This window comes from Streptomyces aureus (assembly GCF_000725495.1).
In the GTDB taxonomy this organism is placed as follows: Bacteria; Actinomycetota; Actinomycetes; order Streptomycetales; family Streptomycetaceae; genus Streptomyces; species Streptomyces aureus_B.
This window is the reverse complement of sequence record NZ_JNZD01000004.1, coordinates 591,129-617,211: the sequence shown is the minus strand read 5'-3', so window position 1 is coordinate 617,211 and position 26,083 is coordinate 591,129. Positions and strand designations below refer to the sequence as shown.

21 protein-coding genes are annotated in these 26,083 nt (G+C 72.4%); 12 read left to right on the top strand and 9 right to left on the bottom strand.

The window, feature by feature from the left end; genetic code table 11:
- Nucleotides 1–32: 32 nt before the first annotated feature.
- Nucleotides 33–1,466: a lipase maturation factor family protein gene (locus IO36_RS08855; protein ID WP_037617862.1), complete on the bottom strand. Its 1,434-nt coding sequence runs from the start codon at nt 1,464–1,466 to the stop codon at nt 33–35.
- A gap of 115 nt (nt 1,467–1,581) precedes the next feature.
- Between IO36_RS08855 and IO36_RS08850 the strand changes: the two genes are divergently transcribed.
- From IO36_RS08850 to IO36_RS08840, 3 genes are all read left to right on the top strand, one after another.
- Nucleotides 1,582–2,877 carry a DUF6777 domain-containing protein gene (locus IO36_RS08850; protein WP_245173171.1) on the top strand — a complete coding sequence of 432 codons (1,296 nt, stop codon included), beginning with the start codon at nt 1,582–1,584 and terminating at the stop codon, nt 2,875–2,877.
- Nucleotides 2,878–2,957: 80 nt separating this feature from the next.
- Nucleotides 2,958–5,033 carry a SpoIIE family protein phosphatase gene (locus IO36_RS08845; protein WP_037617860.1) on the top strand — a complete coding sequence of 692 codons (2,076 nt, stop codon included), beginning with the start codon at nt 2,958–2,960 and terminating at the stop codon, nt 5,031–5,033.
- A gap of 113 nt (nt 5,034–5,146) precedes the next feature.
- On the top strand, nt 5,147–6,007 hold the full coding sequence (locus IO36_RS08840) for an Fpg/Nei family DNA glycosylase (protein WP_037617858.1): 861 nt from the start codon (nt 5,147–5,149) through the stop codon (nt 6,005–6,007).
- A 66-nt stretch (nt 6,008–6,073) separates the two neighbouring features.
- On the opposite strand, the gene IO36_RS08835 is transcribed toward IO36_RS08840, so the two are convergent.
- The 3 genes from IO36_RS08835 to IO36_RS08825 all read right to left on the bottom strand — a co-directional run bounded on the left by IO36_RS08835 (nt 6,074) and on the right by IO36_RS08825 (nt 8,315).
- Nucleotides 6,074–6,754: a zf-HC2 domain-containing protein gene (locus IO36_RS08835; protein WP_037617857.1), complete on the bottom strand. Its 681-nt coding sequence runs from the start codon at nt 6,752–6,754 to the stop codon at nt 6,074–6,076.
- A gap of 361 nt (nt 6,755–7,115) precedes the next feature.
- A complete protein-coding gene (locus tag IO36_RS08830; RefSeq protein WP_037617856.1) occupies nt 7,116–7,631 on the bottom strand; it encodes a hypothetical protein in 516 nt (171 codons plus the stop codon).
- 135 nt (nt 7,632–7,766) lie between these two features.
- Nucleotides 7,767–8,315 (bottom strand): sigma-70 family RNA polymerase sigma factor, encoded by a 549-nt coding sequence (locus tag IO36_RS08825; RefSeq protein WP_037617855.1) that lies wholly within the window; start codon nt 8,313–8,315, stop codon nt 7,767–7,769.
- 272 nt (nt 8,316–8,587) lie between these two features.
- On the opposite strand from IO36_RS08825, the gene IO36_RS08820 reads away from it, so the two are divergent.
- Nucleotides 8,588–9,739, top strand: coding sequence for a CapA family protein (locus IO36_RS08820; protein WP_037618549.1), 1,152 nt, complete (start codon nt 8,588–8,590; stop codon nt 9,737–9,739).
- Between the two features lie 354 nt (nt 9,740–10,093).
- On the opposite strand, the gene IO36_RS08815 is transcribed toward IO36_RS08820, so the two are convergent.
- Nucleotides 10,094–10,558 (bottom strand): universal stress protein, encoded by a 465-nt coding sequence (locus IO36_RS08815; RefSeq protein WP_037617853.1) that lies wholly within the window; start codon nt 10,556–10,558, stop codon nt 10,094–10,096.
- Between the two features lie 101 nt (nt 10,559–10,659).
- Here IO36_RS08815 and lysX point away from each other — a divergent pair, with 101 nt between their 5' ends.
- Both lysX and IO36_RS08805 read left to right on the top strand, forming a co-directional pair.
- On the top strand, nt 10,660–13,938 hold the full coding sequence (lysX, locus tag IO36_RS08810) for a bifunctional lysylphosphatidylglycerol synthetase/lysine--tRNA ligase LysX (RefSeq protein ID WP_037617851.1): 3,279 nt from the start codon (nt 10,660–10,662) through the stop codon (nt 13,936–13,938).
- An 80-nt stretch (nt 13,939–14,018) separates the two neighbouring features.
- Entirely contained in the window at nt 14,019–14,864 is an 846-nt protein-coding gene (locus IO36_RS08805) for a polysaccharide deacetylase family protein (protein WP_037617849.1), read from the top strand.
- A gap of 96 nt (nt 14,865–14,960) precedes the next feature.
- Here IO36_RS08805 and IO36_RS08800 read toward each other — a convergent pair whose 3' ends face one another.
- Nucleotides 14,961–15,623: a class F sortase gene (locus IO36_RS08800; protein WP_037617847.1), complete on the bottom strand. Its 663-nt coding sequence runs from the start codon at nt 15,621–15,623 to the stop codon at nt 14,961–14,963.
- 331 nt (nt 15,624–15,954) lie between these two features.
- Here IO36_RS08800 and IO36_RS08795 point away from each other — a divergent pair, with 331 nt between their 5' ends.
- Nucleotides 15,955–16,446, top strand: a complete 492-nt coding sequence (locus IO36_RS08795) for a hypothetical protein (protein ID WP_037617845.1) — start codon at nt 15,955–15,957, stop codon at nt 16,444–16,446.
- 148 nt (nt 16,447–16,594) lie between these two features.
- Here IO36_RS08795 and IO36_RS08790 read toward each other — a convergent pair whose 3' ends face one another.
- On the bottom strand, nt 16,595–17,131 hold the full coding sequence (locus IO36_RS08790; RefSeq protein ID WP_037617844.1) for a hypothetical protein: 537 nt from the start codon (nt 17,129–17,131) through the stop codon (nt 16,595–16,597).
- 225 nt (nt 17,132–17,356) lie between these two features.
- Nucleotides 17,357–18,121: a bestrophin-like domain gene (locus IO36_RS08785; protein ID WP_078943076.1), complete on the bottom strand. Its 765-nt coding sequence runs from the start codon at nt 18,119–18,121 to the stop codon at nt 17,357–17,359.
- Nucleotides 18,122–19,038: 917 nt separating this feature from the next.
- Here IO36_RS08785 and IO36_RS08775 point away from each other — a divergent pair.
- From IO36_RS08775 to IO36_RS08760, 4 genes are all read left to right on the top strand, one after another.
- Complete coding sequence (locus IO36_RS08775) at nt 19,039–19,980, top strand: SCO0930 family lipoprotein (protein WP_037617839.1); 942 nt, start codon at nt 19,039–19,041, stop codon at nt 19,978–19,980.
- 454 nt (nt 19,981–20,434) lie between these two features.
- Nucleotides 20,435–21,247 (top strand): SAM-dependent methyltransferase, encoded by an 813-nt coding sequence (locus IO36_RS08770; RefSeq protein ID WP_037617838.1) that lies wholly within the window; start codon nt 20,435–20,437, stop codon nt 21,245–21,247.
- Nucleotides 21,244–23,379, top strand: a complete 2,136-nt coding sequence (locus IO36_RS08765) for a putative bifunctional diguanylate cyclase/phosphodiesterase (RefSeq protein ID WP_037617835.1) — start codon at nt 21,244–21,246, stop codon at nt 23,377–23,379. Before IO36_RS08770 ends, IO36_RS08765 begins: the two co-directional genes overlap by 4 nt.
- Before the next feature lie 215 nt (nt 23,380–23,594).
- A complete protein-coding gene (locus tag IO36_RS08760) occupies nt 23,595–24,374 on the top strand; it encodes an oxidoreductase (protein WP_037618547.1) in 780 nt (259 codons plus the stop codon).
- A gap of 25 nt (nt 24,375–24,399) precedes the next feature.
- Here IO36_RS08760 and IO36_RS08755 read toward each other — a convergent pair whose 3' ends face one another.
- Nucleotides 24,400–25,290: a LysR family transcriptional regulator gene (locus IO36_RS08755; RefSeq protein WP_037617834.1), complete on the bottom strand. Its 891-nt coding sequence runs from the start codon at nt 25,288–25,290 to the stop codon at nt 24,400–24,402.
- Between the two features lie 120 nt (nt 25,291–25,410).
- Between IO36_RS08755 and IO36_RS08750 the strand changes: the two genes are divergently transcribed.
- The gene (locus IO36_RS08750; RefSeq protein ID WP_037617832.1) at nt 25,411–26,082 is read left to right on the top strand and encodes a succinate dehydrogenase; all 672 of its coding nucleotides are present in this window, start codon (nt 25,411–25,413) and stop codon (nt 26,080–26,082) included.
- Nucleotide 26,083 lies beyond the last annotated feature (1 nt).

Here is a 26,083-nt window from a genome sequence, read left to right as displayed (position 1 = left end):
GGCACCCACCGCTTCCTGTGCGGCACCCGCCGCTACCGATGCGGCACCCGTCGCTCGGCGGTGCCCTCCAGCCGCGTCGGCGGGAGGAAGTCGCGCACATAGGTCCGGTGCCAGCACGCGCCCGTCTCCCGCAGCTCCCGCCAGGTCGTGTACCGGTAACGGAAGAGACGGGCACGGACGTAGCGGGGCGGCGTGTCGGCGGGGAACGGGGAGCGGCGCAGCAGCCGCAGCGTGTCCCGGTCGTTCTCCAGGAGCCGCTCGACCAGACCGGAGAACCAGGCGCCCGCGTATCCGGGGGACAGCGCCACGAACCACATCAGCCAGTCGAGCCGCAGATGGTACGGAGCGAACTGGCGCGGCCAGTGCCGCGGGTCACCGGGTTTGCCCTTGAACTCGTACTCCCGCCAGTCGGCGTCCGCGCGCGGCACCTCGTCCGCCGTGCCCTCGACGACCACCTCGTGGCGCATCCTGCTGACGCTGCCGAACGCCCCGTAGGTGTTGACCAGATGGAGCGGGTCGAAGGAGCGGTTCATGACCTGCCGCCGGGAGACCAGATTGCGGGCCGGGCGGTAGCTGAGGGTCACCAGGCCCGCGGCCGCCGCCAGCACGACCACCTCGTACCACAGCGGCGTCGCGGCGGTGTGCGGAGCGGTGGAGGGGAGCTCGGTCACGCTGAGGGCGAGGACGATCGTCGTCCAGTTCAGCCAGGAGAAGTTGCCCGACAGGACCAGCCACAGCTGGGTCAGGATCATCAGCGAGGCCGCGGCCGACGCGATCGGCTGCGGGGTGAACAGGAGCACCGGGAGCACCAGTTGGGTGACGTGGTTCGCGGCCGCCTCGATCCGGTGGAAGGGCCTCGGCAGATGGTGGAAGAACCAGCTCAGCGGACCCGGCATCGGCTGGGTCTCGTGGTGGTAGTAGAGACAGGTCAGCTTCCGCCAGCAGGGATCGCCCCGCATCTTGATCAGCCCCGCCCCGAACTCCACGCGGAACAGTACCCAGCGCAGCAGGAACAGCACGACGACCGGCGGCGCCACCTCGTCGTTGCCGAGGAACACCGCGAGGAAGCCCACCTCGAGCAGCAGCGACTCCCAACCGAACGCGTACCAGGTCTGGCCGACGTTGACGACCGACAGGTACAGGGCCCACGGCACGAGCCACAGCAGCATCGCGCCCCACAGCGGCAGCAGCCCGTCGAGTCCTGCGGCCAGCGCCAGCGACACCGCGCAGCCCGTCCAGCACCAGGTGGCGAAGAAGCGGTCCGAGTAGCGCCAGTGGAACACGCTCGGCGCGTCCCGGAAGGCGACGTGCCGCACGAAGCGGGGCACCGGCAGCATCCCACGCTCCCCGGTCAGCGCCCGGAACTGCAGGGCCGCGCCCAGGAACGCGACCAGATACAGCACGGCCAGCCCCCGCTGGAAGACCAGCCGGCTCAGCCAGTAGCCGGGTGCGACGAACCACTCCATGGGGCGCGCTCCTCTCCCCTCCATTGTGACGCTGGGTGACCGTTTTCCGCTTGCGTGCGCCAAGAGGGTGACGCAGACAATGAGGCACCAACGGCCCGGGACGAACGGGAGAGACGTGGTGCACATACCCACCAGGACCTTTGCCGCCGCCTGCGCGCTCACGGCGGCGCTCCTCGTCGTCGGTGGCTGCAGCGGCGACGGCGGGCGCTCGGCGCGCAGCGGATCCACCGGCGGCGAGGTGCTCCTCCAGCCCCTCGAGGACCAGGGGCCCGACCCCTTCACGGCACCCACCGACACCACCCCCGCGCCCCGGCCGCCCGTCACCCGAACGCCGCAACCGTCGGCCACCGTCACCGAGGGAGTGCGCTCGGTCTCGGGCGCCACCCCGGGCCTGTACGGCGGCACCCGGAACACCGGCAGCTGCGACGTCGGCAGACAGATCCGCTATCTGGCCTCGGACCCGGCCAAGACCCGTGCCTTCGCCGAACTCTCCGGCATCTCCCCGGGGTCCGTCCCGGACTACCTGCGCGGGCTGACCCCCGTCGTGCTGCGCGCCGACACCGGCGTCACGGACCACGGGTTCGCCGCCGGACAGGCGACCGGCTTCCAGGCCGTGCTCCAGGCCGGCACCGCCGTCCTCGTCGACGACCGGGGCGTCCCCCGGGTGCGCTGCGCCTGCGGCAACCCGCTGGGCCGGCCCACCGTGATCGACGGCAACCCGGACACCCGGGGCAGGCCCTGGAGCGGCTACCGGCCCGCCCAGGTCGTCGTGGTGACACCGGCGCCCGACGTGATCACCGACATCACGATCGTCGACGCCCGCGACGACAGCTGGATCGAGCGGCCGGTCGGGTACGAGGGCCACCGCCACGACCACGCCGTACCGCGGCCCGACGGCCGGACCCCGGGGCCGGACGACTCCCCCTCCGCGCCCGAGCCCTCCGCCGACACCGGCGGCCGCAGTCCGTACCCCGACCCCTCCGACTGCCTCACGCCCACCGTGACGGTGACCCCGACGCCGGACGGCGGCCGGAGCACCCCCGGCGAGAGCACCGGCCCCGGCACCGCGCCGACGGACGGCGCGACGGACGGCGCCGTCATGGACGTGGCCGGTTCCGGCCGTCCCGCGCGGTCGAGCGCCGAACCCCCGCACTGCCCGGGCGCCACGGTCACGGCACCGCCGACGACCCGGCCCGGGACCAGTGCGGCCCCCTCGGCCGGGACCACGGCCCCGTCCGCCCCCGACCGCTCCGGCCCCCCGGAGTCCCCGTCACCGGAGGACCCGTCCGACGGTCCGGGCACGTCCCCCGAGGACACCGCCCCGGACGGTCCCGACGGCGGGCTGATCCCCGACCCCGAAACCGGTCCCGACAGCGTCTTCGACGTCTCCGCCGATGCCCCCGCCACGTGAACGCCGCCCGCTTCCCGCGGGACCCCTGAACCGGCGTCCCAGAAGTCGAACAATCGGGCAAATGCTGGCATGGTGGCCCCATGGTTGATCGGGGAGCGAGCGCCCTGTCACTCCCGGACGACTGGCCCGCCCACCCGGATCCGATCCTGGCGCTCAACCGCATGGGCAGCTTCGACTGGGACCTGGACACCGGTCTGATGCAGATGGACGCCCAGGCGCACGAGATCTTCGACGTGCGCCCGGACGAATACGACGGGCACCCGGCCACCCTGGCCATGCGCGTCCCGCCGGCCGAGTCGCGCCGGCTCGACACGATGGTCTCCCACGCCCTGAAGGACGGCAGCGAGAACTACGGCGCCTACTTCCGCATCCGCCGCCGCGACGGCGCCCTGCGCTGGACCCACACCCAGGGCTACATCCGCCGCGACGAGAACGGCAGGCCGCGCCGCATCATCGGCATCGTCCGCGACGCCACGGCGGAGCTCGACGAGAGCGTGGCCCGTCGCGAGCAGGCCGCCCAGCACGAGGTACGGCGCCAGCAGACCAGCGTCGTGCAGCTGACCACGGCCGCGCTGGCCCACGCGGTCACCGTGCAGGACGTCATCGACGTGCTCCAGGACACCCACGGCCTCACCCACCTCGGCGCGGCCAGCCTGGTGATGGGCCTGGTGGAGGCCGGCCGCATCCGGATGGTCGCCACCGGCCCCGAGCACAGCTACGTCCCCGGCACCCGGGTCACACGGCTGGACGCCCAGTACCCGATGAACGAGGTCGTACGGACCCTCGTACCCCACTTCATCGAGTCCCCCGAGGAGTTCGCCGAGTCGTATCCGCTGCTCTGGCCGAACATCACCGGACTGAAGATCACCTCGGCCGCCTATCTGCCGCTCATCGTGCAGGCCCGCCCCATCGGCGCGATCGGCCTGCTCTACAACGACCGGCACGGCTTCTCCGAGGACGAGCGCAACGTCCTCGTCGCCCTCGGCAGCAGCATCGCCCAGAGCCTCCAGCGGGCCATGTTCTTCGAGCAGGAGAAGGACCTCGCCCAGGGGCTCCAGCAGGCCATGCTGCCGCGCTCCATCCCGAGCGTGAGCGGCGCCGACATCGCCGTCCGCTACCGTTCCGCCTCGCTCGGCCGCGACATCGGCGGCGACTGGTACGACCTCATCCCGCTGCCCGGCGGCAGGGTCGGCGCCGTCATCGGCGACGTCCAGGGCCACGACACCCACGCGGCGGCCGTCATGGGCCAGCTGCGCATCGTCCTGCGCGCCTACGCGGCCGAGGGGCACACCCCGGCGACCGTGATGGCCCGCGCCTCGGTCTTCCTCCACGAGCTCGACACCGACCGCTTCGCGACCTGTCTCTACGCGGAGATCGACCTGTCCACCGGAGTGACCCAGCTGGTCCGGGCCGGGCACATCGACCCGCTCGTGCGCTACGCCGACCGGGCCTGCCGGCGGCTGCCTCTCGAAGGCGGCCTGCCGCTCGGCCTGTCCGCCGAGTTCGGACGCCTGGAGTACCCGGTCGCCACCATCGAACTCGATCCCGGCGAGACTCTGCTGCTGTGCACCGACGGGCTCGTCGAGGAACCGGGGGTCGACCTCGACGAGGGCATGCGCATCCTCGGCGACGTCATCCGCGCGGGCCCCGAGGACGTCAGCGACCTCGCCGACCGGCTGATCGACATGGCCGAGGACCGCGGCGGCGACGACGACGTCGCCCTGCTGCTCCTGCGCCGCCACGGCCTGATCGACCAGCGCTCGGGCGGACGCCTCCAGCAGCACGTGGCCCCCGGGGACCCGGAGGCGCTGAGCGAGGCCCGCCACATGATCCGGGCCGCCGTCCGGGCCTGGGGGGCCCGCGACCGCGCCGACGAGATCGAGCTCGTCGCCGACGAACTGATCACCAACGCGCTCATGCACACCGAGGGCTCGGCCATCGTGACCCTGCGCGTGCTCGCCGGTTCCGACCGCCGGCTGCGCGTCGAGGTCGAGGACTCCTCCAGCGCGCTGCCCCGCCGCCGCGAGGCGGGCGAGTCGGGAGTCTCGGGCCGGGGACTGCTGCTCGTCGACCGCCTCACCGACGTCTGGGGCGTCGAGGCGCGCGGCGGCGGCAAGGTCGTGTGGTGCGAGTTCATGGTCGGGGAACGGAGCTGATCCGGGGCGCCGCCCGCGCCGGATGGCAACGGAGCTGATCCCGGGCGCGCCCGCGCCGGATCGGAGCGGAGCTGATCCCGGGCGCCGCCCGTACCGGATGGCACCCTGGACGTATGCCGGAACTGCCCGAGGTCGAAGCGCTCAAGGAATTCCTGGCCGGCCGTGCCGTCGGCACCCGGATCGTGCGGGTGCTGCCCGTCGCCGTCAGCGTCCTGAAGACGTACGACCCGCCCGTGACCGCCCTGGAAGGACGCGAGGTCACCGGAGTCCGCCGGTTCGGCAAGTTCCTCGACATCGCGACGGACGGCCCGCACCTCGTCACGCATCTGGCCCGCGCGGGCTGGCTGCAGTGGAAGGACACGCTCCCCGACGGCCCGCCCCGGCCGGGCAAGGGGCCGCTCGCCCTGCGCGTCGCGCTGGAGACCGGCGAAGGCTTCGACCTGACCGAGGCCGGCACCCAGAAGCGGCTCGCGGTGTACGTCGTCGAGGACCCGGCGCTGATCCCCGGCGTGGCCCGGCTCGGCCCGGACCCGCTCGCCGCCGACTTCGACGAGGAGCGGTTCGCCGGGCTGCTCCAGGGCGAGCGGCGCCGGATCAAGGGCGCGCTCCGCGACCAGAGCCTGATCGCGGGGGTGGGCAACGCCTACAGCGACGAGATCCTGCACGCGGCCCGGATGTCCCCCTTCAAGATCGCCTCCTCGCTGACCCCCGAGGAGACCCGGCGCCTGTACGAGGCGCTGCGCGGCACGCTCACCGAGGCGGTGGAGCGCTCCCACGGGCTGGCCGCGGGGCGGTTGAAGGCGGAGAAGAAGAGCGGGCTGCGGGTGCACGGGCGGACGGGGGAGGCCTGCCCGGTGTGCGGGGACACCATCCGTGAGGTCTCCTTCAGCGATTCCTCGCTGCAGTACTGCCCCACCTGCCAGACGGGTGGGAAGCCGTTGGCCGACCGGCGGATGTCCCGGCTGCTCAAGTAGCCGGACCGAGGGGAGCGGACCGCGTGTGCGGACCCTCGGTGACCCGAGCGGTGAAACCGGGCTGGATCAGGGGGAGTTGAGCGTCACGAGGTGTTCGCCGTCGGCGGTGCGCACCTCGAACCGGCGGATCTCGTCGGTCCGCATCGACGAGCCGCCCTGCATGGTGAGGGCGTCGTCGTGGTGCGCGGGCTCCATCCAGCTGGTCACCGACTGCTCCGAGCCGTCCTTGCCGATGGCGACGAGCTCGCAGGAGCGGGGGCCCTTGGCGTCCTTGACCGCGACCTCGATCTCGCTGCCCCAGAGCCGTTCCCGGGTGGTCACCTGGGCCCAGACCCCGGTCTCCGCGTCGGTCCTGGCCATCTGGCTCGACGGGGTGTCGGCCGCGACGACCGTGTCCTTGGGGGAGTCGTCGCCCACGACCAGCGTGAGCGCGGAGCCGCCGGTCGCGAGGACCACGGAGGCCGCCAGGGCGAACAGCAGGCGCCTGCGCCCGGCCCGCTGACGGGTGGCCACCTCGCCGAGCAGCCGGTCGAGCAGCCGCGGCCCGGGGGCGGCGAAGGGGTGGACGCTGCGCGGTGTCGCCTGGCGGTAGAACATCAACTGCCGTGTGGCGGGGCGGTACTCGCTGACGAATGCCGTGCACTGGGCGCACTCCACGAGGTGGTCCTCGAAGCGGAAGGCTTCCGCCTCGCCGAGCACGCCGAGCGCATAGGCGCCGACGTCGCCATGCCGTTCAGGGGACCTCATACCGAATACCGAATCCTCGTGGCCTTGGTGCGGACTGTGAGTGGTGTTGCTGTTGCCCACGGGTACGCAGCAGACCGTCGAATCACTCAAGGCACGTCAGGAATCGGGGACAAGACATTCGGAGCGCGGGTGCGCGCGGATTGGTGCGGGCACGGAAAAATTGTTCCCGGCCCGGTCGGAGCCGCGGACGCGGGTGATCCCGGCCGGCCCGCGGGGTCGCCGGGGGCGGTCCCGGCCCGGTCCGAGCTGTCGCCCGGGGGCGATTTCGGCCCGGTCGGAGCCGGCGCCGGGCGTCTTCCCGGCCCGGCGGGAGCCTTCGCCGGTGCGATGCCGGCCTGGTTCCGGCGAGTCGTGGCCGTCGTCAGAAGAGGTGGATGGCCAGATGTCCCAGCGGGAGTCCCAGCCGCCAGGCCGCCGTCCACACCTTGGGGCCGTCGTCCTCGCCGGGCACGGAGCCCTTGCCGGGCACCGCGTCCAGGTCCGGGGCGAGCAGTTCCGTCTCCTCCAGCCAGCGCCAGGCCGCTGACGCCAGCTCCAGATCGGGATCGGGCGCGGCGGACCCGGTGGCCTCGGCCGCGCGCAGTTCCAGGTGTTCGCGCACCCAGGTGTGCCAGGGCTGGTCGTAGGCCGTCAGCGACAGCCAGGTCTCCAGCTGGGTGATGACCCGGATCCCGGAGAGTTCGCCGCCGCTGTCGGACAGGAAGATCGTCAGCGCGAGGGCGTCGCGCCCGGCGCGGAACTCGAAGGAGGTGGGCGGCATCAGGTCGCCCGTCCGCAGCAGTTCGTCGGCGATGTACTCGGCGTACAACCAGGCCATGGGGACGGTGAGTTCGCCCCCACCGGTGCCGTCCGTGCTCTCTTGCCCTCTGTGCAGCATCCCTTCCTGCCTTCCTCCGGTGCGTGCGCGTCGCCCGACCCCGGGCCCCAGTCCGGAAAACGGATGAGGCAAGCTGATTGCTCAACCATGGTCCCCAGCAAGGCACTTTACGGAGGTTTGACCAAGCCGTCGGTTTCAGTGCAGGTCGGCCGCGTACCCGGGAAGGACCCGGCGCAAGGCGCGCAGCGCGTAGTACGCGCGGGACTTCACCGTACCGGGTGGGATTCCCAGCGCCGCGGCGGCCTCCGCCACACTCGCCCCGTGGAAGTACACCAGCACCAGGACTTCCCGGTGTTCGGGAGTGAGAGTCTTCACAGCCTCCCGCACATCGAGCGTCGCCGCCGACCGTTCGGCGTGATCGGCACAGACCCTCGCGTTGTCGAGGACCGCGTCCCCGACCTCCGGGGGCCGGGCCTGCCGGGCCCGCCGCGCGTCGATCGCGAGGCGCCGTCCCACGGTCAGCAGCCAGGGCAGTACGGAGTCGAAGTCGTCGGCGCGCAGGGCCTCCGGGTGCTGCCAGGCGCGGACGAACGTCTCCTGGAGCAGGTCCTCGGCGCGCTGGCGGTCGCCGTCGGACAGGCGCAGCAGCAGGGCGAAGAGGGGGCGGCCGTGCTCGCGCTGCAGCGCGGCCAGTTCGTGCTCGGCGGTCGTCCTGGGGGTGATGGTGGTGGTTCCGGCCGTCATGGCGTGTATGTCAGCGCCCCGCGCCCCGGCCGGACAGGGCGGGGACACGGTTGTGCGGTGGGCGGTCGAAGCGCTCGGTGAACGGTGCGCCGAACGGTCGGCCGAGGTGGACGCCCTGATTCCGCGGCGGCCGGGTTCGTACCTCCGTTCGCCCGGAGGGTGTTCGTGCGCGCCGGACGGGTGAGCCGCGGTGGTGGCTCCTTGACTCCCGGCGGCCCATGTACGTGGATGCGTAGCAATGAGGCATTAAATACGACCGCATGGGGCCCGGCATGATCACACGTGCGCGACAGATCAATCTGGCCCTCGCGGCCGCCCTCATCGCGGCCGCAGTGGTCAGCCAGGCCCGCAACGCCCCCGAGCACCCCCGCGACGGGCGCCCCGGCCCCGCCGCCGTCCGCGGGTTCACGCTCGTCGCGGGCGGCGACGTCCTCCCCGACAGCACGGTCCTCGACCGGGCCGGCTCGGACGCCGGGGGCGCGGGATACGACTTCCGGCCGATGCTCGCCGGGATCCGGCCCCTCGTCTCCGGCGCCGATCTGGCGCTGTGTCACATGCGCACCGTCCACGACACCGCCGCCCCCACCGGCACGTACGCCTTCCTGTCCCCGCCGCAGGTGGCCGACGGGCTCGCCGCCACCGGCTACGACTCCTGCTCCACCGCATCGGGCCACACCCTGGACGACGGCGCCGACGGCGTCCGGCGCACCCTGGACGCACTCGACCACGCGGGTCTGCGGCACACCGGCTCGGCGCGCGGCGCGGCGGAGGCGAACGCCGTCACGCTGCTGCGGGCGGGCGGTGCCCGGGTCGCCCACCTCGCGTACACCGACGGCACGAACGGGCTGCCGCTCCCACCGGGGCAGCCCTGGGCGGTCGCGGACGCCGACCCCGCCAGGGTCGTCGCGGACGCCCGTGCGGCCCGCGCGGCGGGAGCCGACGTGGTCGTCGTCTCCCTCGACTGGGGCACCGAGTGGCAGGATCAGCCCGACGAGCGCCAGCTGAGCCTGGCGAGACAGCTCACAGCCTCCCGCACCGGGTCCCGCCCCGACGTCGACCTGATCCTCGGCACCCGCTCCCACGTCCCGCAGCCGTACGAGAAGGTCAACGGGACCTGGGTCGTCTACGGCACCGGCGACCAGGTCGCGGGGGAGATGTACGACGACCGGGGCGTCCGGGACCCGCGCGGGGACCAGGGCACCCTCGGCCGCTTCACCTTCTCCCCGCCCGCGCGGCACGGCGGGCGATGGGAGGTGACGAAGGCCGAGTTCACCCCGTTGGCCTTCGACCTCGACGCCGGCCGGACCGTCGACCTGGACGCGGCGCTGAAGCAGGGGGCCGGCGTCGGCGCCGTACGGGACCGGATCCGCGAGGTCGTCCTCGCCCGCGGCGCCGCCCGCTCCGGCCTGACCCCTACCGGCTGACCGGGCCCCGCCCCGGGCTCGCCGCGGCCGCCCGGCACCAGGCCGGCCCCGCCCCGCCGGTCCACACCAGGCTGAGCCGGCCTCGCCCGGGTGGACCGGGTCGGCGGTGCTTGGGCCGGTCGGTACCGGGCCGGGCTCGCCCCGGCCGGCAGGTACCAGGCCGAGCCGGCCTCGCCCGGGTGGCCCAGGCCGGGCTCGCCTGGGCCGGTCTGCGCCAGGCCGGCCCCGCCGGTCTGTACCGGGCCGGCCCCGCCGGTCTGCGCCAGGCCAGCCCGCCGGTCTGCACCGGGCCGGGCTCGCCTCGATCGGGCGGGGTGGGGCGGACCGGCCTCCTGCCGGCCGGGGCGGACGCCCCTACGGCACCACGGTGACCGGCCAGCGGCCCGCCTTGACCAGGCGGACCGCCACCGAACCGACGATCCGATGCCCGGCCTGCTCGGAGGCGCCCACCACCACGGCGTCCGCCTTCAGGTCGTCCGCGGCGGTCACCAGGCCGTTGTACGGATCGCCGCGGAAGGTGTGGAACTCCCAGCGCACGTCGAATATGTCCTTCACCCGCTCGGCGGCGTCGCGGATGTACTGGATCAGGTCCTCGGCGATCTCGTCGGTCGTCTCCGAGACCGGCACCCCGAGCGCCGCTCCCGCCGCCATCACCGGCTGGACGTAGACCACCGCGAGCAGCGCCCGCTGCCGCCGTGCGAGCCCCCCGGCGTACGCCGCGGCGCGCAGCGAGGAGTCGGAGCCGTCGACACCGACGACGATGACCTTGGGACCGTCCGTCCCGCGCTCGAACCGATGCGCGTGCTGCTCTTCCGTCACGCCCGCGAGGCTATCGGAACCCGCAGGTCCCCCCGCCTCGGGGGAGCGGCACGGATCCGCTCGACGGGCGGTGCGCCGCCGCTCTTCCTACAGTCGGAACCATGAGTGCCACCGTGGAGGCCCGCCCGCCGAAGACCGCCAGCGGCCCGCCACGGCCGCCCCGGAACGGCTTCCTCAGCAAGGTGCCGGAAGGCTTCGCGACCTTCTTCGCCGCCATCGGCCTGCTCTGCACCCTGCTCGCCTTCATCCCCCCGCTGCGCGCGCTGCTGCGCCCGGTCGTGCGTTTTCTCGACCTGCTGATCATTCCGGTCAGCGCCAACCTCGCGTACGCCGTCTTCCTCTTCCTGCTCGCCGCCGCGACCGCCGCCCGCAAGAAGATCGCCTGGTGGCTCGTGGTCGTCTACCTCGGCCTGCTGGTCCTCACCGACGTCCTCGGCGTCGCCGCCGGCCTGTACGCCGCCTCGATCCCCTCGCTGATCGTCTGCGGGCTGCTGCTCGCCCTGCTGATCGTGGCCCGGCGGGAGTTCTACGCCGACTCGCGGCGCGCCGCCGTACGACGGGCCCTGCTCGTCCTGGTCAGCGGGCTCGTCCTGGCTATCCTGCTCGGCTGGGCCCTGGTCGAGCTGTTCCCCGGCACCCTGCCCGAGAGTCAGCGGCTGCTGTGGGCCGCCAACCGGGTCTGCGGCGGACTCGTCTCCGGGCGCTCCTTCGACGGCCGTCCGCCGCGCTGGCTGTTCTTCGTCCTCGGTCTGTTCGGCGCCCTCGCCCTGCTCAACGCGGCCGCCACGCTCTTCCGTTCGCAGCGCCTGGTCGCGGCGCTGCACGGCGACGAGGAGTCCCGGATCCGGGCTCTGCTCCAGGCGTACGGCGGCGACGACTCCCTCGGCTACTTCGCCACCCGCCGCGACAAGGCCGTCGTCTTCTCGCCCAGCGGCAAGGCGGCCGTCACCTACCGCGTCGAGGCCGGGGTGTGCCTCGCCAGCGGGGACCCCGTCGGCGACCGCGAGGCCTGGCCGCACGCGATCGGCGCCTGGCTCGACATCGCCCGCCGCTACGCCTGGGCCCCCGCCGCGATGGGAGCGTCGGAGGAGGGAGCCAAGGCGTTCGCCCGCTCCGGGCTCGGCGCCCTGCAGCTCGGCGACGAGGCGATCCTGCACGTCGCCGGGTTCGACCTGTCCGGCCGCGACATGCGCGTCACCCGGCAGGCCGTCAACCGCGTCAGACGCTCCGGCGCCACCTGCCGGGTCCGCCGTCACTCCGACCTGTCCGACAGCGAGATGGAGGAGATCGTGGGCCGGGCGGACGCCTGGCGCGACACCGAGACCGAGCGCGGCTTCTCCATGGCCCTCGACCGGCTCGGCGACCCCGAGGACGGCGACTGCCTGCTCGTCGAGGCGATCGGCTCCGACGGCAAGCTGCTCGCCCTGCTCTCCTTCGTGCCCTGGGGCCAGGACGGGATCTCCCTCGACCTGATGCGCCGCGACCGCAGCGCGCCCAACGGGGTCATGGAGTTCATGGTCGCGGAGCTGTGCGCGGTCGCCGGCCGGTTCGGGGTCCGGCGCATCTCCCTCAACTTCGCGGTGTTCCGCTCGGTCTTCGAGGAGGGCGCCCGCATCGGCGCGGGCCCGGTGCTCCGGCTCTGGCGCCGCCTCCTGCTGTTCTTCTCCCGCTGGTGGCAGCTGGAGGCCCTGTACCGCTCCAACGCCAAGTACCACCCGGAGTGGTACCCGCGCTTCATCTGCTACGGAGACACCGGCGCCCTCGCCCGCATCGGCCTGGCGTCCGCCATCGCCGAGGGCTTCGTCTCCGTACCCTCGCTGCGCAGCCTGTGGGGCAAGGGGCACACCAAGGGCGCGCCCGCGCCCGCCACGACCGCGGGGCTGCCGTCGCTGGAGGCCCTCGGCCTCGACGCCCGGGACGGGGACGGGGGCGGCGACGCGGGCGCGGGCCTGTCCGACCAGGTCCGGGTGCGGCACCGCAAGCTCGACCGGCTGCGCGCCGAGGGCACCGACCCCTACCCGGTCGGCATCCCGCCGCGTACCCACCTCCTGGCCGACGTCCGCGGCGGCGAGGACGTGACCGTCGCCGGACGCGTGATGCTCGTACGGGACTTCGGCGGCATCCTGTTCGCCGTACTGCGCGACTGGTCCGGGGACCTGCAGATCGCCCTCACCCGGGCGGAGTCCGGTGCCGAGCTCGAACGCTTCCGGCAGGTGATCGACATAGGCGACCACATCAGCGCCGACGGTCTCGCCGGGGCGAGCGACACCGGTGAGCCCACGGTCTTCGTGACCTCCTGGCTGCTCACCGCCAAGTGCCTGCACCCGCTGCCCGACAAACGCAAGGGCCTCGCCGACCCCGAGGCGAAGGTCCGCCGCCGCTATCTCGACCTGGTCTCCAGCCCGGCCGCCCGCGAGGTCGTGCGCGCCCGCTCCACGGCCGTCCAGGCGCTGCGGCAGGGGCTGCTCGACCGCGGGTACCTGGAGGTCGAGACCCCGATGCTCCAGCAGATCCACGGCGGGGCCAACGCCCGGCCCTTCACCACCCACATCAACGCCTACGACCTGAACCTCTATCTGCGCATCGCCCCCGAGCTCTATCTGAAGCGGCTGTGCGTCGGAGGCATGGAGAAGGTGTTCGAGATGGGCCGCACCTTCCGCAACGAGGGTGTCTCCTACAAGCACAACCCCGAGTTCACGATGCTGGAGGCGTACCAGGCCTTCGCGGACTACGACGTGATGCTCGACCTCGTCCGCGAGCTGATCCAGGGCGCCGCGACCGCCGCGTTCGGCTCACCGGTCGCCCGCAAGGGCGGGGTCGAGTACGACATCTCCGGGGAGTGGCCGGTCAAGACGGTGTACGGCGCGGTCTCCGAGGCGCTGGGGGAGGAGATCGACGCCGACACGGAACTGGAGCGGCTGCTGCGGCTGTGCGACCGCGCGGGCGTGCCGTACACGGCGGACGACGGGCGCGGTGACGTCGTCCTGGAGATGTACGAGCGTCTGGTCGAGGAGAAGACCCAGCTGCCGACGTTCTACAAGGACTTCCCGACCGACGTGTCCCCGCTGACCCGGCAGCACCGGACCGACCCGCGGCTCGCGGAGCGCTGGGACCTCGTCGCGTTCGGCACGGAACTGGGCACCGCCTACTCGGAGTTGACCGACCCGGTGGAGCAGCGGCGACGGCTCACCGAGCAGTCGCTGCTGGCCGCGGGCGGGGACCCCGAGGCGATGGAGCTGGACGAGGACTTCCTCGACGCGCTGGAGTACGCCATGCCGCCCACCGGCGGGCTGGGGATCGGCGTCGACCGGCTCGTCATGTTCCTCACCGGTCTGACGATCCGTGAGACGCTGCCGTTCCCGCTGGTGCGCCGGCGCTGAATGGGCCGGGCGGGTGTTTTCCGGGGGCCACACCGGTGGTGTTCGGCCGGATCGGCCTTCCGCCGGGTGACTGATTAATCATGAAAAAGGATCAGCTGATTAACCGGCGCCGGGCGTTGATCGCCGGCGCCGCTGTCCTGGGCGCGGCCGGGGCCGCGGGCACGGCCCGTCTCCTGACCGCAGGACAGGCCGCGGAGCCGGCGCGAAGTCTGCCGCTCTCCGGCCCGCAGGCGTCCGGGGCCCTCAAGCCCTCCGCCTACCGCCTCCAGCCGCTCGCCGGGTACGGCCCGATGCCGCACAGCGCGCAGCTGCGGACCCTCGTACGGGACCAGCCCTTCATGCGGGTCTCCGGGCGCGGCCGCACGATGGTGCTGACCTTCGACGACGGCCCCGACCCGAAGTACACCCCGGAGATCCTGCGCACCCTGCACGAGTACGACGTGCACGGCATGTTCTTCGTGTGCGGGCAGATGGCCGCCGACAACAAGGACCTGGTGGCCCGCATGGCGGACGACGGGCACGTCGTCGGCAACCACACCTGGAGCCACCCGCTGCTCACCAAGCTCTCGCGCTCCGCGATCCGCTCGGAGATGGAGCGCACCAGCGAGGTCATCGACGACGCCTGCGGCGAACCGCCGACCTGGTTCCGGGCGCCGTACGGGGAGTGGAACCGGGCGGTCTACCAGATCGGCGCGGAACTCGGCATGGAGCCGCTGGCCTGGACGATCGACACGCTCGACTGGTCGAGACCGGGCACCCGCAAGATCGTCGGCACGGTCCAGAAGGAGGCCGCCCCGGGCGTGGTCGTCCTCCAGCACGACGCCGGCGGCGACCGCTCGCAGAGCGTCCAGGCGCTGCGCACCTATCTCCCGCGCCTGCTGGACGCCGGCTACCACATCACGGTGCCGCACCGGAGGAACGCCTAGAAGCCGGAAAGCCCCGCCGGAACCGGAAAGCCCCGCGCAGGTGCTGCGCGGGGCTTTCGGCCGCTGTCCCTTGCGCGGGGCATTTCGTGCGAACGCTCAGCGCACCTCGGAAAGGCGCGCGAAGACGACGACGTTCCCGTCGTATCCGTGCTGCTTGGAGAAACCGCCTCCGCACGTGATGACACGCAATTCGGGGGTGCCCTTGCTGTTGTACACGCGGTCGCCGGGGAAATCGGCCTTGGCGAACACCTCGATGCCGTAGATCTCGAACACCGCGGTCTTCCCGTCCTTGCGCAGGACCTCGACCTTGTTCCCCTTCTTGAGCGCACCGAGCCCGTAGAAGACGGCGGGGCCCTGCATGTTGTCGACATGGCCGACGATCACGGCCGTGCCCTTCTCGCCGGGTGAGACCGCGCCGGTGAACCAGCCGGCCAGGTTCGGGTCCTCGGGCGGCGGCGCGTCGACCCATCCGTCGAGGTCCAGACCCACCGGCGTCACGGGGGCGTCGACGCGGATGGCCGGGATCCGCACCCGGTCGACCACGGAATACGGCAGCGCGGCCGGCGTCTTGGAGAAGGTGGTGCCCGGGGTGCGGCTGTCCGCAGCGGCCGCAGAGGCCGGCTGCGGAGGGCCCACGTCGAACTCACCGGAACCGTTCCGGATGAGGGCGAGGCCGGTCAGCAGGACAAGCGCTATCACGCCCCAGGGAGCGCGCCTCCTCGGCTGCTCCTCCTCTTCGGCCAGCTCGGACGCAGACATTCGCAATCCCCTCTCGACGCGGCCGTCGCCTCGTCATCCGCGCATATGAGCACGCTAATGGCACCGGGGCCGCCCGGCGACGGGGCGCGGGCGAACGGGTGGCGGGCGGAATGCCCCGTGCGCCATCCGAGTTGCCGTGACCAGGAATTTTCCGACGGTCCGTGACCTGCGGCAATATCCGATTGTGCGGAATTCCTTCGGCGTGTCCTCTCACCAGGACGGACCATTCCCGAAATGCGGCCCCGTGCACGGCATCTGAGGGTCTGACTGGGAGGCGCTTTCTCGCCGATCCACCGGGGACGGTTCCCGGGGCGCCCCCGCGGAGGATCACATGCGTACTACTCGTGCCCTGGCGGTGTCCGCCGCCGCGGTCGCCGCCGTGGGGCTCGCCGCCCCGATGGCCGCGGCGTGGAACACGCCGAGCAACATCGTGGCGCAGCCCAGCGTCATCGCCCGGGGCGGCCAGCTCACCGTCACGGTCGACGGGTGCCCGAGGGGAGGCACGATGACCTCTCCCGCGTTCCGGCAGGCGAGACTCTCGCCGCTCCTGGGCAGCCGCACCGAGGCGTCCAGCGGTACCGCCACCATCAACCAGGACGCCCGTCCCGGTTCGTACGACATCACGGTCAACTGCGAGGGGACGGGCCCGCTGACCCGCCCGGCCGCCTTCACCGTCATCGGCGGTGTGCGCGGTGGTCTCGGCGGCAGCAGCACCACCGGTGCCACCCCCACCGACATGGCGATCGGCGGCGGCCTGGTGGCCGCGGCGGCCGTCGGCGGCGGGGTGTTCTGGATGCGGCGCAGGTCGGAGCGGCACATCTGACCGCTCCGCGGGTGAACGGCCGGTCCCTTCCCCTTCGGAGGCCGGCCGTCCGCCGCGCGGAATCACCCGTCCGCCGTGCGGACGCACCTGGGGCCCTTCGCTCCGGACCCGCTCTGCCGGGTCCGGAGCGAAGGGCCTTGCCGCCGCGTCAGGTCTCGTCGGAGGAGGTCCGCCGGCGGGACAGGTACCAGGCCGTGCCGACGGACCCGGTGATGAGCGCCGTCCCCAGCCCGATCTGCTTCAGGTCGAAACCGCCGACGCTGCCGCCGACGCCGGCCCGGACACCCCGCTGCAGGGGAACGGGAGTGGGTGTGACCGGCCGGCCGCCGGCGATGGTGAGCCCGGTGCTGCCGCTCGCGCCGCCGCAGGAGAACGTCACGTCGTACACGGCCCCGGGTCTGGCGTCCCAGTCGACCATGGCGGTGGCCGAGGACTGCCCCGGCGGGATGGTGACGGTGTCGAAGACGCCGGAGGTGACCGTCGCGGTGCCCCGGCACCCGCCGTCCCGCTTCAGCAGCAGCGACACCTGGCCGCCCGCGGCGACGGTGGACGGCTGCACGCTGAAGGCGAACGGGGTGATGGGGGTGAGGCCGTGGTCCCCGTCACCGGCCACGGCGGCGGGTGCGGCGAAGGCCAGGGCGGTCGCGCCCAGCAGTGCGGCCGAAGCGACGCGTATCGCTCCCATGGTGATCCTCCAGCTCTCCGAGGAGCCTTGCCGCGGACCTGTTCCGCTTGCGCCAGAAATGCACCTCGATGATCGAAACGCTAGAAAAGGGAGCACGGGGCCGCGATCCCAGTAGCGCGAACGGGGCAATCGGGTACGCCGTACGGGGGACGCGGTGCGTGCGGACGGGGGACGCGCCCGGCGTGGCGCCCGTCCCCCGCCCGCCCGGGCCTCCCGGCCGGCACGTCAGCCGGGCAGATGTGGGAACAGCGCCGTGAAGGGTTCCGCCGATGCCGTGATCCCGCGACTGTAGGGGGAGTCGAAGTCCCAGATCAGGAAGAGCAGGAAGGCGATCAGGGCGGAGAACAGCCCGGCCAGGACCAGTTCCCGCGCGGTACGCCGGATCTGCAGCGCGAAGATCATTCCGACCGTCACCACGGCACCGGTGATCAGTCCGAACCACACCACCCCCGGCATGGTCGCGCCGGTGGAGTCGGCGCGGGCGCTGCGTGCGGTGTCCGCGAGCGTCACCTGGTCGAGCAGCGGCTGGTAGGCCTGCGCCTCGAAGTCCGACTTGGGCTGGTAGTCGGTGACGTCGCGGCGGACCTGGTCGAGCATCCGGCCGCCCTCGTCGGTCACCCGGCCGTGCTCCGCCATGGTCTTCCACTCGGTGGTGACCACGTAGTGCACGTAGGTGTCCACGTCGCCGCGGATCCGGTCGCGGACGTCGGGCGGGTAGACCCGGACCCGTTCCGAGATCTCGTGCAGCGCCTGTGCCTCCGTCTGCACCTGGTTCTGGGCGCTGCCGCGGGCCTCCCAGACACCGGCGATGGCCAGACCGAGGACGATGGCGTACACCACGCCGATCATCATCGTCATGTACTCGATGACGTCCGGCGTCTCGGTGGGGTCCTCGTCCTCGCTGGCCCTGCGATGGCGCAGAAGGGTCACGACGAGGACCACGAGGCACGCGGCCGCCATCGCGAGGGCGAGAACAAGCCAATCCGACACAGTGTGCCTCCAGGGGTCAGCGCGGGCGCAGTGCCGCGACGGCGAGCACCGCGGGCGCGGTGATGAGCAGGGTGAACGAGACCAGTGACGGACCGCCGCGGGGCACGTGCTGGTGCGCCGGGGTGCGGTACGCCGGATAGGCGACCGGGACCGGTGCCGGCGCGGGGCGCGGGCTCGGTTTCGGCTTCGGCGTCGGTCTCGGTGCCGCGACCGGAGCCGGCCGCGGCGGCAGGGGCTTCGGCTTCGGCGCAGGAGGGGGCGGAGGCGGAGGTGGTGGCGGCGGTGGCGCGGGCTTCGGCGCGTGGGTGGGCGGAGGGGGCGGAGCCGGCTCGGGGGTCGGCTTCGGCTTCGGCGGTGGTGGTGGCGGTGGTGGTGGTGGAGGAGGCGGCGTCGGGGTCGGCGTCGGCGTCGGGGGGCAGGGTGGGGTCGGTGTCGGGGCCGGGCATCGGACGGTGTGTCCGACGACGGCGACCGCCCCGTCGCCCGCCACGGCCACGGCGGTGATCCCGTCCGGTCCCGTCGAGGCGTACGCGCAGGCGTCGGCCGAGGCCGTTCCGCCCGGCGCGCCGACGAGCAGCCAGGTGAGCGCCGTCAGCGCGAGTGCCCGTATGACGCGGGAGGGACGGTTCTTCTGGGGTGCGTGCACGACGAAGATCATGGAACGCGGCGCGCCGGGTCACGCCGAAGTGTCCTGGATTGGCCACGAATTGGGTACCTCGGGCCCCCGGTGGCTGACGCGCGCGGCCGGGAGGCGGAGGTCGAGATCGAACGCTTGAGCGATCTGGTTCGAACACATCAGGGACTTCCGAAAGAAATTTGAGGCCCGTTTGAACACTCCTGCACCTCCCGCCCGTACCTAGGGCCATGCGCGGCGCTGCAGGGCGCTGCAACACTTATGCGAACAGCGGGAGTTACCAATGAAGACCTCCTGGCGGAGCGCCTCACTCGTAGCGTCAGCTGCGGCCGTGCTGGCGCTCACGACGGCGTGTGGTCAGGAAAACGCTTCTACGGGCACCCAGAACGTGGGCGCCACGTCGGCGGCGGGCGGTTACGGGACCAGCACCACCGCGGGTGCGGGCAACGGCTACGGAGCCGATTCCAAGGACCAGAGCGCCGCGGCCAAGCCGGCGGCTGCCGGCAATCTCACCGTGACCGAGAGCGCCAAGCTCGGCAAGGTGCTGACCGACGGCGCCGGATTCACCCTGTACCGCTTCGACAAGGACACCGCCGAGCCGCCGAAGTCGAGTTGTGACGGCGCCTGCGCGACCGCCTGGCCGCCGGTGCCCGCCGAGGGCGCCGAGGCCGCCACCGGTGTCGACAAGGCCCTGCTCGGCGAGGTCACCCGCGCCGACGGCTCCAAGCAGCTGACCATCGGCGGCTGGCCGATGTACCGCTACGCCAAGGACACCAAGGCGGGCGACGCCAACGGCCAGAACGTGGGCGGCACTTGGTTCGCCTCCGCTCCCGATGGCAAGAAGGCCACGCTGGCCGCCCTGCCGGGTCTGTCGGTCCGCAAGGACCCGAAGCTCGGTGACATCGTCGTGGACAAGAACGGCATGACGGTCTACCGCTTCATGAAGGACCAGGCCTGGCCCGTCTCGAAGTCGGCCTGCACCGGCGCCTGCCTGGAGAAGTGGCCCGCGGTCGCCCCGGTCTCCGCGAACGACACCAAGGGCGTCCAGAAGAAGGGCCTGATGGGCTTCACCCGCCCCGACGGCGTGAAGCAGATGACGGTCAACTGCTGGCCGATCTACACCTTCTCCGGTGACAGCGCCCCCGGTGACACCAACGGCCAGGGCGTGGGCGGCACGTGGTACGCCGTCTCGCCCGACGGAAAGCCGGTCGGCGCCGCCAAGTAGGGCAGTTCGACACCCCACGGTCGACCGGTTCGCCCGAAGAGGACGCGCCGCCCAGGGTCCGCCCCCTCCACCGGAGGGGGCGGACCCTTGTGTGCCCGGCGCCGGCGGAACGGGCGCCCGCGCGCCCCTGCCTGGCCGAACCTTTTCGGCCGTCGCCGGAACGTGAAAGATCCGGGCTGTGGCCCGGATGTGAAAGAACGGTCCGGTCCGGTCGGGGACTTGGACACGCTTCGTGACCCCGCGGAGCCTTTTGGAACGCTTCGCAATGATTTCGCGGCGGCCCTGCGTGGTGTGCGACGTATACGTTCGCAGTTGCCAATCGGGCACGTGCCTGAGGCAGTGACGTGGAACGGACGGTCAATTTCCGGTTTGACTCGCTCCTTTGGCGGGCGATCAGTAGCCTCAGCTCGAACACCGGATCGTCCGTGCCGTCGCCTACGCCTTGGAGAGATAGATGGAGCGTCCCGCCTGGGCCCCTCGCAGCATTGACATCTCAAGTCCGAGCGTCTCCCGGATATACGACTACTACCTGGGCGGTTCGCACAACTTCGAGGTCGACCGGGAAGCGGCGCGCAAGGCGATGGAGTTCATGCCGGGCCTTCCCAAGATCATGCAGGCGAACCGGGCGTTCATGCGCCGGGCGGTCAGGTACGCGGCCGGCGAGGGCATCGACCAGTTCCTCGACATCGGTTCCGGCATCCCGACGTTCGGCAACGTCCACGAGATCGCCCAGTCCGCCCGGCCCGGCGCGCGCGTCGTCTACGTCGACCACGATCCGGTTGCCGTCGCACACAGTCAGGCCGTCCTGCGGGAGAACGAGGACGCGGACGTCGTCGCCGCGGATCTGCTCAAGCCTCAAGAAATCCTGGGGAGTCACCAGGTTCAGCGGTTGATCGACCTGAAGAGGCCGGTTGCCCTGCTTCTCGTTGCCATACTTCACTTCGTGGAAGACGCGGACGACCCGTACCGGGCGGTGGCCGAACTGCGCGACGCCCTCGCGCCGGGAAGCATGCTCGTCGTCACGCATGCCTCGTTCGAGGGGATTCCGCTCCCGCGGGAGCAGGCCGAGGGCACGGTCGACGTCTACAAGGACATCCGCAACCCGCTGATCATGCGCACGCGCGACGAGATCGCGCGGTTCTTCGAGGGGTACGACATGGTGGAACCCGGACTGGTGCCGATGCCGGACTGGCGGCCCGACACGGCACCCGAGGACGAGGATCCCTATTCCTTCTCCGGGTTCGGCGGCGTGGGACGCACCGCGTGAGGGCCGAGCCGGACGGGCCGGAGGACAGACTCCGCCGGTTCGCGACGATCTGGAGCCGTGCGGTCTTCCCCGTCACCTCCACCTCGCTGACCCGGCCCGAGTTCGAGGAACAACTGCTCCCGCTCGCACGGCGGCTGAGCGAGGCCCTGCGGGCCCGGACCTTCGAGGCGGCGGAGGGGCGCGGTGTCGGCGCGGCCCTCGTCGCCGCGCACTGCACCGACCCCGAGGCCCTCAGCCGGGCCCTCGACTGCGTGGACGCGTATCTGGTGCTCTACTGCGGCGAGGACGGCCCCAAAGAGGCGCTGCGGACCCGCTCCGCCCGGCTCCAGCACGCCATGGCGGCCGGCTACGCGGAGGCATTGCGCGAGCGCACCCTGACCGAGCAGCAGGCCATCTCCCAGGCCGCGTTGACCGCCCGCAGCGCCGTCGCCGAGGCGCTGCACGACAGCGAGGCCCGCTTCCGCGCGGTGTTCGAGGGCGCGGCCATAGGCATCGGCATCGCGGACCTCGAAGGCAACATCCTCCAGTGCAACGGAGCCCTGCTGCGCATGTTCGGCGGCTCCGAGCAGACGATGCGCGGCCGCAAGGTCACCGAGTGGACGCACGCCGAGGACGCCCCTCAGGTGTGGCGGCTCTACGAGGAGCTGGTGCGCGGCGAGCGCGAGCACTACCACGTCGAGAAGGCGTTCTACCGCCCCGACGGCACGGCCCTGTGGACCAACCTGACCGTCTCCCTGCTGCGCGACGCGGACGGTGAACCCCAGTACCAGCTGGCGCTGATGGAGGACACGACCGAGCGGCGGCTGCTGAACCTGCGGCTGCGCTACGAGGCGACCCACGACGCCCTCACCGGACTGCCCAACCGGACCCTGTTCTTCGAGCGCCTGGAGAAGGCGCTGGCCGCGGGGGAGGGCCAGCGCTTCGGGCTCTGCTACCTCGACCTCGACGGCTTCAAGACCATCAACGACAGCCTCGGGCACGCGGCCGGCGACCGGCTGCTCGTCGAGGTCGCCGACCGGCTCCAGTCCTGCGCGACCGCCCCCGGCGAGATGGTCGCCCGGCTCGGCGGCGACGAGTTCGTGGCCCTCACCACCGGCCCGGGCACCGAGCGCGAGGTCGACGAGCTGGCCGGGCGCATCATGAACGCGCTCGTGACCCCGATCAGCATCGACGGCCGTGACCTGACCGTGCGCGGCAGCGTCGGCGTCGTCGAGGGCCCGGCCGGGGAGCGCGGCGCCGCCGAGGTGCTGCGCAGCGCCGACATCACGATGTACCGGGCCAAGTCCGCGGGCGGCAACCGCTTCGAGCTGGCCGACCCCGAGGCCGACGCCCGCGCCATCACCCGCAACGGACTCACCACCGCCCTCCCCGCCGCCCTGGACCGGGGCGAGTTCTTCATCGAGTACCAGCCGCTGGTGCACCTCGGGGACGGAAGCGTGCGCGGCGCGGAGGCGCTGGTGCGCTGGCTGCACCCGCAGCACGGGGTCCTCGGCCCCGACCGGTTCATCCCGCTCGCCGAGCACACCGGACTGATCGTGCCGCTCGGGCGCTGGGTCCTGGAGCAGTCGGTGCGCCAGGCCCGCAGCTGGCAGGAGCGGAACTCCGACGCGGGCCCGCTGCGCGTCAACGTCAACCTCTCGCCCTGCCAGCTGACCCACCCCGGTCTCGTCCAGGACACCGTCGACATCCTGGAGCGCGAGGGACTCGACGCGCAGGCCCTGTGCCTGGAGGTCACGGAGTCCGCGCTGATCGGCGCGGACGACGATCTGCTCAAGCCGTTGCGCAGGCTCGCCGAGATGGGCGTCGACATCGCGCTCGACGACTTCGGCACCGGGTACTCGAACCTCGCCAACCTCCGCCGGCTGCCCGTCAGCATTCTCAAGCTCGACCGGTCCTTCACCCAGGGCATGCAGCAGTTCCCGGCGGACCCGGTCGACCTGAAGATCGTCGAGGGCATCGTCTCGCTCGCCCACAGCCTCGACCTGGCGGTGACGGTCGAGGGCGTGGAGACGGGCGCGCAGGCCGAACAGCTGCGGATCCTGGGCTGCGACACCGCCCAGGGCTGGTACTACGCCCGTCCGGGCCCGCCCGAGCGACTGCACGAACTGGCGCTGGTCGACGCGGTCGGCTGAAGCCCGTCCCGCCCGGCACGCCTCCCCGGCGGAGGCGTGCCGCTCGGGGGCGGGCCACCCGGGACCCGCGGAACGTCCGGACCCGCGGAACGCCTCCCGTCCCGACGCCCTTCGACGGGTATGGCGGGCGGGGAGGCGTCGCCCCACGCCTCGCGCCCGGGCCCGCCGGTGGGTCTCATGGACGGGAGGACCTCCCACACATGGAGCTGAGACGGATGAGCACCGAACTTCAGGGCAGGACGGCCGTCGTCACCGGAGCCAGCAAGGGCATCGGACTCGCGGTCACGGAGGCGCTGGCCGGGGCGGGCGCGCGGGTGATCGCCGGCTCCCGCGGCCGCTCCGGGGCCCTCGACGCCCTGGCGGCGAAGGGGAACGTGACCTGGGTGGCGGCCGACCTCGCCGAACCGGAGGCCGCGGCCCGGCTCGTCGAGGCGGCGGGCGGGCGCATCGACGTCCTGGTCAACAACGTGGGTACGGCCCCCGCCCGCACCGGAGGTTTCCTGTCGGTCACCGACGAGGAGTGGCGGCGCACCCTCGATCTGAACCTCCTGACGGCCGTACGGGTCACCCGTGCGGCCCTGCCGGCGATGCTGTCCGCCGGAGAGGGCTCGATCGTGACCATCGCCTCGGTCAACGCCACCCTGCCCGACCCGCTGGTCGTCGACTACAGCGCGGGCAAGGCCGCCCTGGTGGCGTTCTCCAAGGCGCTGTCCAAGGAAGTCGGCCCGAAGGGCGTCCGCGTCAACACCGTGAGCCCGGGACCGGTGGAGACCGACCTGTGGCTCGGCGGCGGGGGCGTGGCCGAGACGGTCTCGGCCGTCGTCGGGGGCAGCCCGGGCGACGTGGTCGCCAAGGCCTCCGGCGCGACCGTCACCGGCCGTTTCTCCCAGCCGTCCGAGGTGGCCGAACTGGTCCTGTTCCTCGCCGGGGACCGCGCGCGCAACATCACCGGCAGCGACTTCGTCATCGACGGCGGCCTCATCCCGACCTGGTGACTTCCGGGCGGGGCACCGTCCGCCGTCAGCGTTCCAGCAGCATCCGCTGGAGCTCCCGGGCCGCCCGGGGCGGTGCCACGTCGCTGCGGTGCGCCAGGGCGATGGTCCGCTCAAGACCGGGCGGCGCCAGCGGCGTCACCCGCAGCCCCGCCCCCGACCGCGCGGCCACCATGCGCGGCACGACGGCCACCCCGAGACCGGCCCGGACGAAGCCGAGGACCGCGTCCATCTCACCGCCCTCGACCGCGAAGTCGGGCTCGAAACCCTCGGCGCGGCAGGCGGCCACGGTCAGCTCCCGCAGGTCGTAGCCGTGCCGGAACATCACCAGGCGTTCGCCCTCCAGATCGGCCACCCGCACGGTCCGCCGGCCGTTGCCGCCGCCGGGCACGGACGCCTCAGGCGAGGACACCACCACGAGGTCCTCGCGCAGCAGCTCCACCGTGGTCAGCGCGGGGGAGGGGGTGGGCAGGGGCAGGACGACGAGCGCCAGGTCGAGGGCGCCGCGCGCGAGCCCCCGGACCAGATCGTGCGAGCCGCCCTCCTCGATGAGCAGCCGGATGCCCGGATAGCGGTCGTGGAAGGCGCGCAGCACGTCGGGCAGCAGACCGGTGCACAGGCTCGGGGTCGCGCCGAGCCGCACCCGGCCACTGCGCAGCTGGGCCAGCTCCTGGACCTCGTGCCGGGCCGTGTCCGCGTCGGCGAGGATGCGCCGGGCCAGCGGCAGCAGGGCCTCGCCCGCGTCGGTGAGCGTGATGTTCCCCCGCGCCCGCAGGAACAGATCGGCCCCCAATTCCCGCTCCAGCGCCTTGATCTGCTGGGACAGCGAGGGCTGCGCGACATGCACGAGGTCGGCGGCCCGGGTGAAGTGCCGGGTCTCCGCGACGGCCACGAAGTACTGGAGCTGCTGGAACTGCACCCCCCGACGATAGCTCATCGCTATGGAAACGAGCCGTTCCATGTCTTGGACTGATCGGTTCCCGGCGGCCTACCGTCTCTTCCCATGGCTCTGGCAACGCGGACGGACCGACGGCCGTCCATGGCACGCACCGTGTGGGACAGCTCCGTCGGCAAGAAGACCGTGATGGCCGTCAGCGGCCTGATCATGCTGCTCTACCTGGTCGCCCACATGATCGGGAACCTGAAGATCTACTTCGGCGCGGGCGAGTTCAACCACTACGCCCACTGGCTGCGGACCGTCGGCGAACCCTTCATGCACTACGGCTGGACCCTGTGGCTCGTCCGCGTGGTCCTGGTCGTCGCCGTGGTCGCCCACGCCACATCCGCCTACCAGCTCAGCCGCCGCGACCTCAGGGCCCGGCCGAGCGGCTACGCGCACAAGAAGCGCCGCGCGAGCTACGCCACCCGCACGATGCGCTGGGGCGGGGTCATCCTCGGCCTGTTCATCGTCTGGCACCTCCTCGACCTGACCACCGGCACCGTGCACTCCGGCGGCTTCCAGGAGGGCCACCCGTACCAGAACGTCGTGGACACCTTCTCCACCTGGTACGGCGACGTCGTCTACATCGTCGCGATGCTGGCGCTCGGCCTGCACGTCCGGCACGGCTTCTGGAGCGCCGCCCAGACCCTCGGGGCCGGCAGCCGCACCCGCGACCGCGCCCTGAAGACCGTCGCCAACGTCCTCGCAGCGCTGCTCACGGCCGGCTTCATCGCCGTACCCGTGGGCGTCATGACCGGAGTGGTGAGCTGAA

Bases quoted from the DNA above. Each gene is read 5' to 3' on its own strand.
- IO36_RS08855 (WP_037617862.1), bottom strand. From the start codon at position 1,466: ATGGAGTGGTTCGTCGCACCCGGCTACTGGCTGAGCCGGCTGGTCTTC.
- IO36_RS08845 (WP_037617860.1), top strand. From the start codon at position 2,958: ATGGTTGATCGGGGAGCGAGCGCCCTGTCACTCCCGGACGACTGGCCC.
- IO36_RS08840 (WP_037617858.1), top strand. From the start codon at position 5,147: ATGCCGGAACTGCCCGAGGTCGAAGCGCTCAAGGAATTCCTGGCCGGC.
- IO36_RS08835 (WP_037617857.1), bottom strand. From the start codon at position 6,754: ATGAGGTCCCCTGAACGGCATGGCGACGTCGGCGCCTATGCGCTCGGC.
- IO36_RS08830 (WP_037617856.1), bottom strand. From the start codon at position 7,631: ATGCTGCACAGAGGGCAAGAGAGCACGGACGGCACCGGTGGGGGCGAA.
- IO36_RS08825 (WP_037617855.1), bottom strand. From the start codon at position 8,315: ATGACGGCCGGAACCACCACCATCACCCCCAGGACGACCGCCGAGCAC.
- IO36_RS08820 (WP_037618549.1), top strand. From the start codon at position 8,588: ATGATCACACGTGCGCGACAGATCAATCTGGCCCTCGCGGCCGCCCTC.
- lysX (WP_037617851.1), top strand. From the start codon at position 10,660: ATGAGTGCCACCGTGGAGGCCCGCCCGCCGAAGACCGCCAGCGGCCCG.
- IO36_RS08805 (WP_037617849.1), top strand. From the start codon at position 14,019: ATGAAAAAGGATCAGCTGATTAACCGGCGCCGGGCGTTGATCGCCGGC.
- IO36_RS08800 (WP_037617847.1), bottom strand. From the start codon at position 15,623: ATGTCTGCGTCCGAGCTGGCCGAAGAGGAGGAGCAGCCGAGGAGGCGC.
- IO36_RS08795 (WP_037617845.1), top strand. From the start codon at position 15,955: ATGCGTACTACTCGTGCCCTGGCGGTGTCCGCCGCCGCGGTCGCCGCC.
- IO36_RS08790 (WP_037617844.1), bottom strand. From the start codon at position 17,131: ATGGGAGCGATACGCGTCGCTTCGGCCGCACTGCTGGGCGCGACCGCC.
- IO36_RS08775 (WP_037617839.1), top strand. From the start codon at position 19,039: ATGAAGACCTCCTGGCGGAGCGCCTCACTCGTAGCGTCAGCTGCGGCC.
- IO36_RS08770 (WP_037617838.1), top strand. From the start codon at position 20,435: ATGGAGCGTCCCGCCTGGGCCCCTCGCAGCATTGACATCTCAAGTCCG.
- IO36_RS08760 (WP_037618547.1), top strand. From the start codon at position 23,595: ATGAGCACCGAACTTCAGGGCAGGACGGCCGTCGTCACCGGAGCCAGC.
- IO36_RS08750 (WP_037617832.1), top strand. From the start codon at position 25,411: ATGGCACGCACCGTGTGGGACAGCTCCGTCGGCAAGAAGACCGTGATG.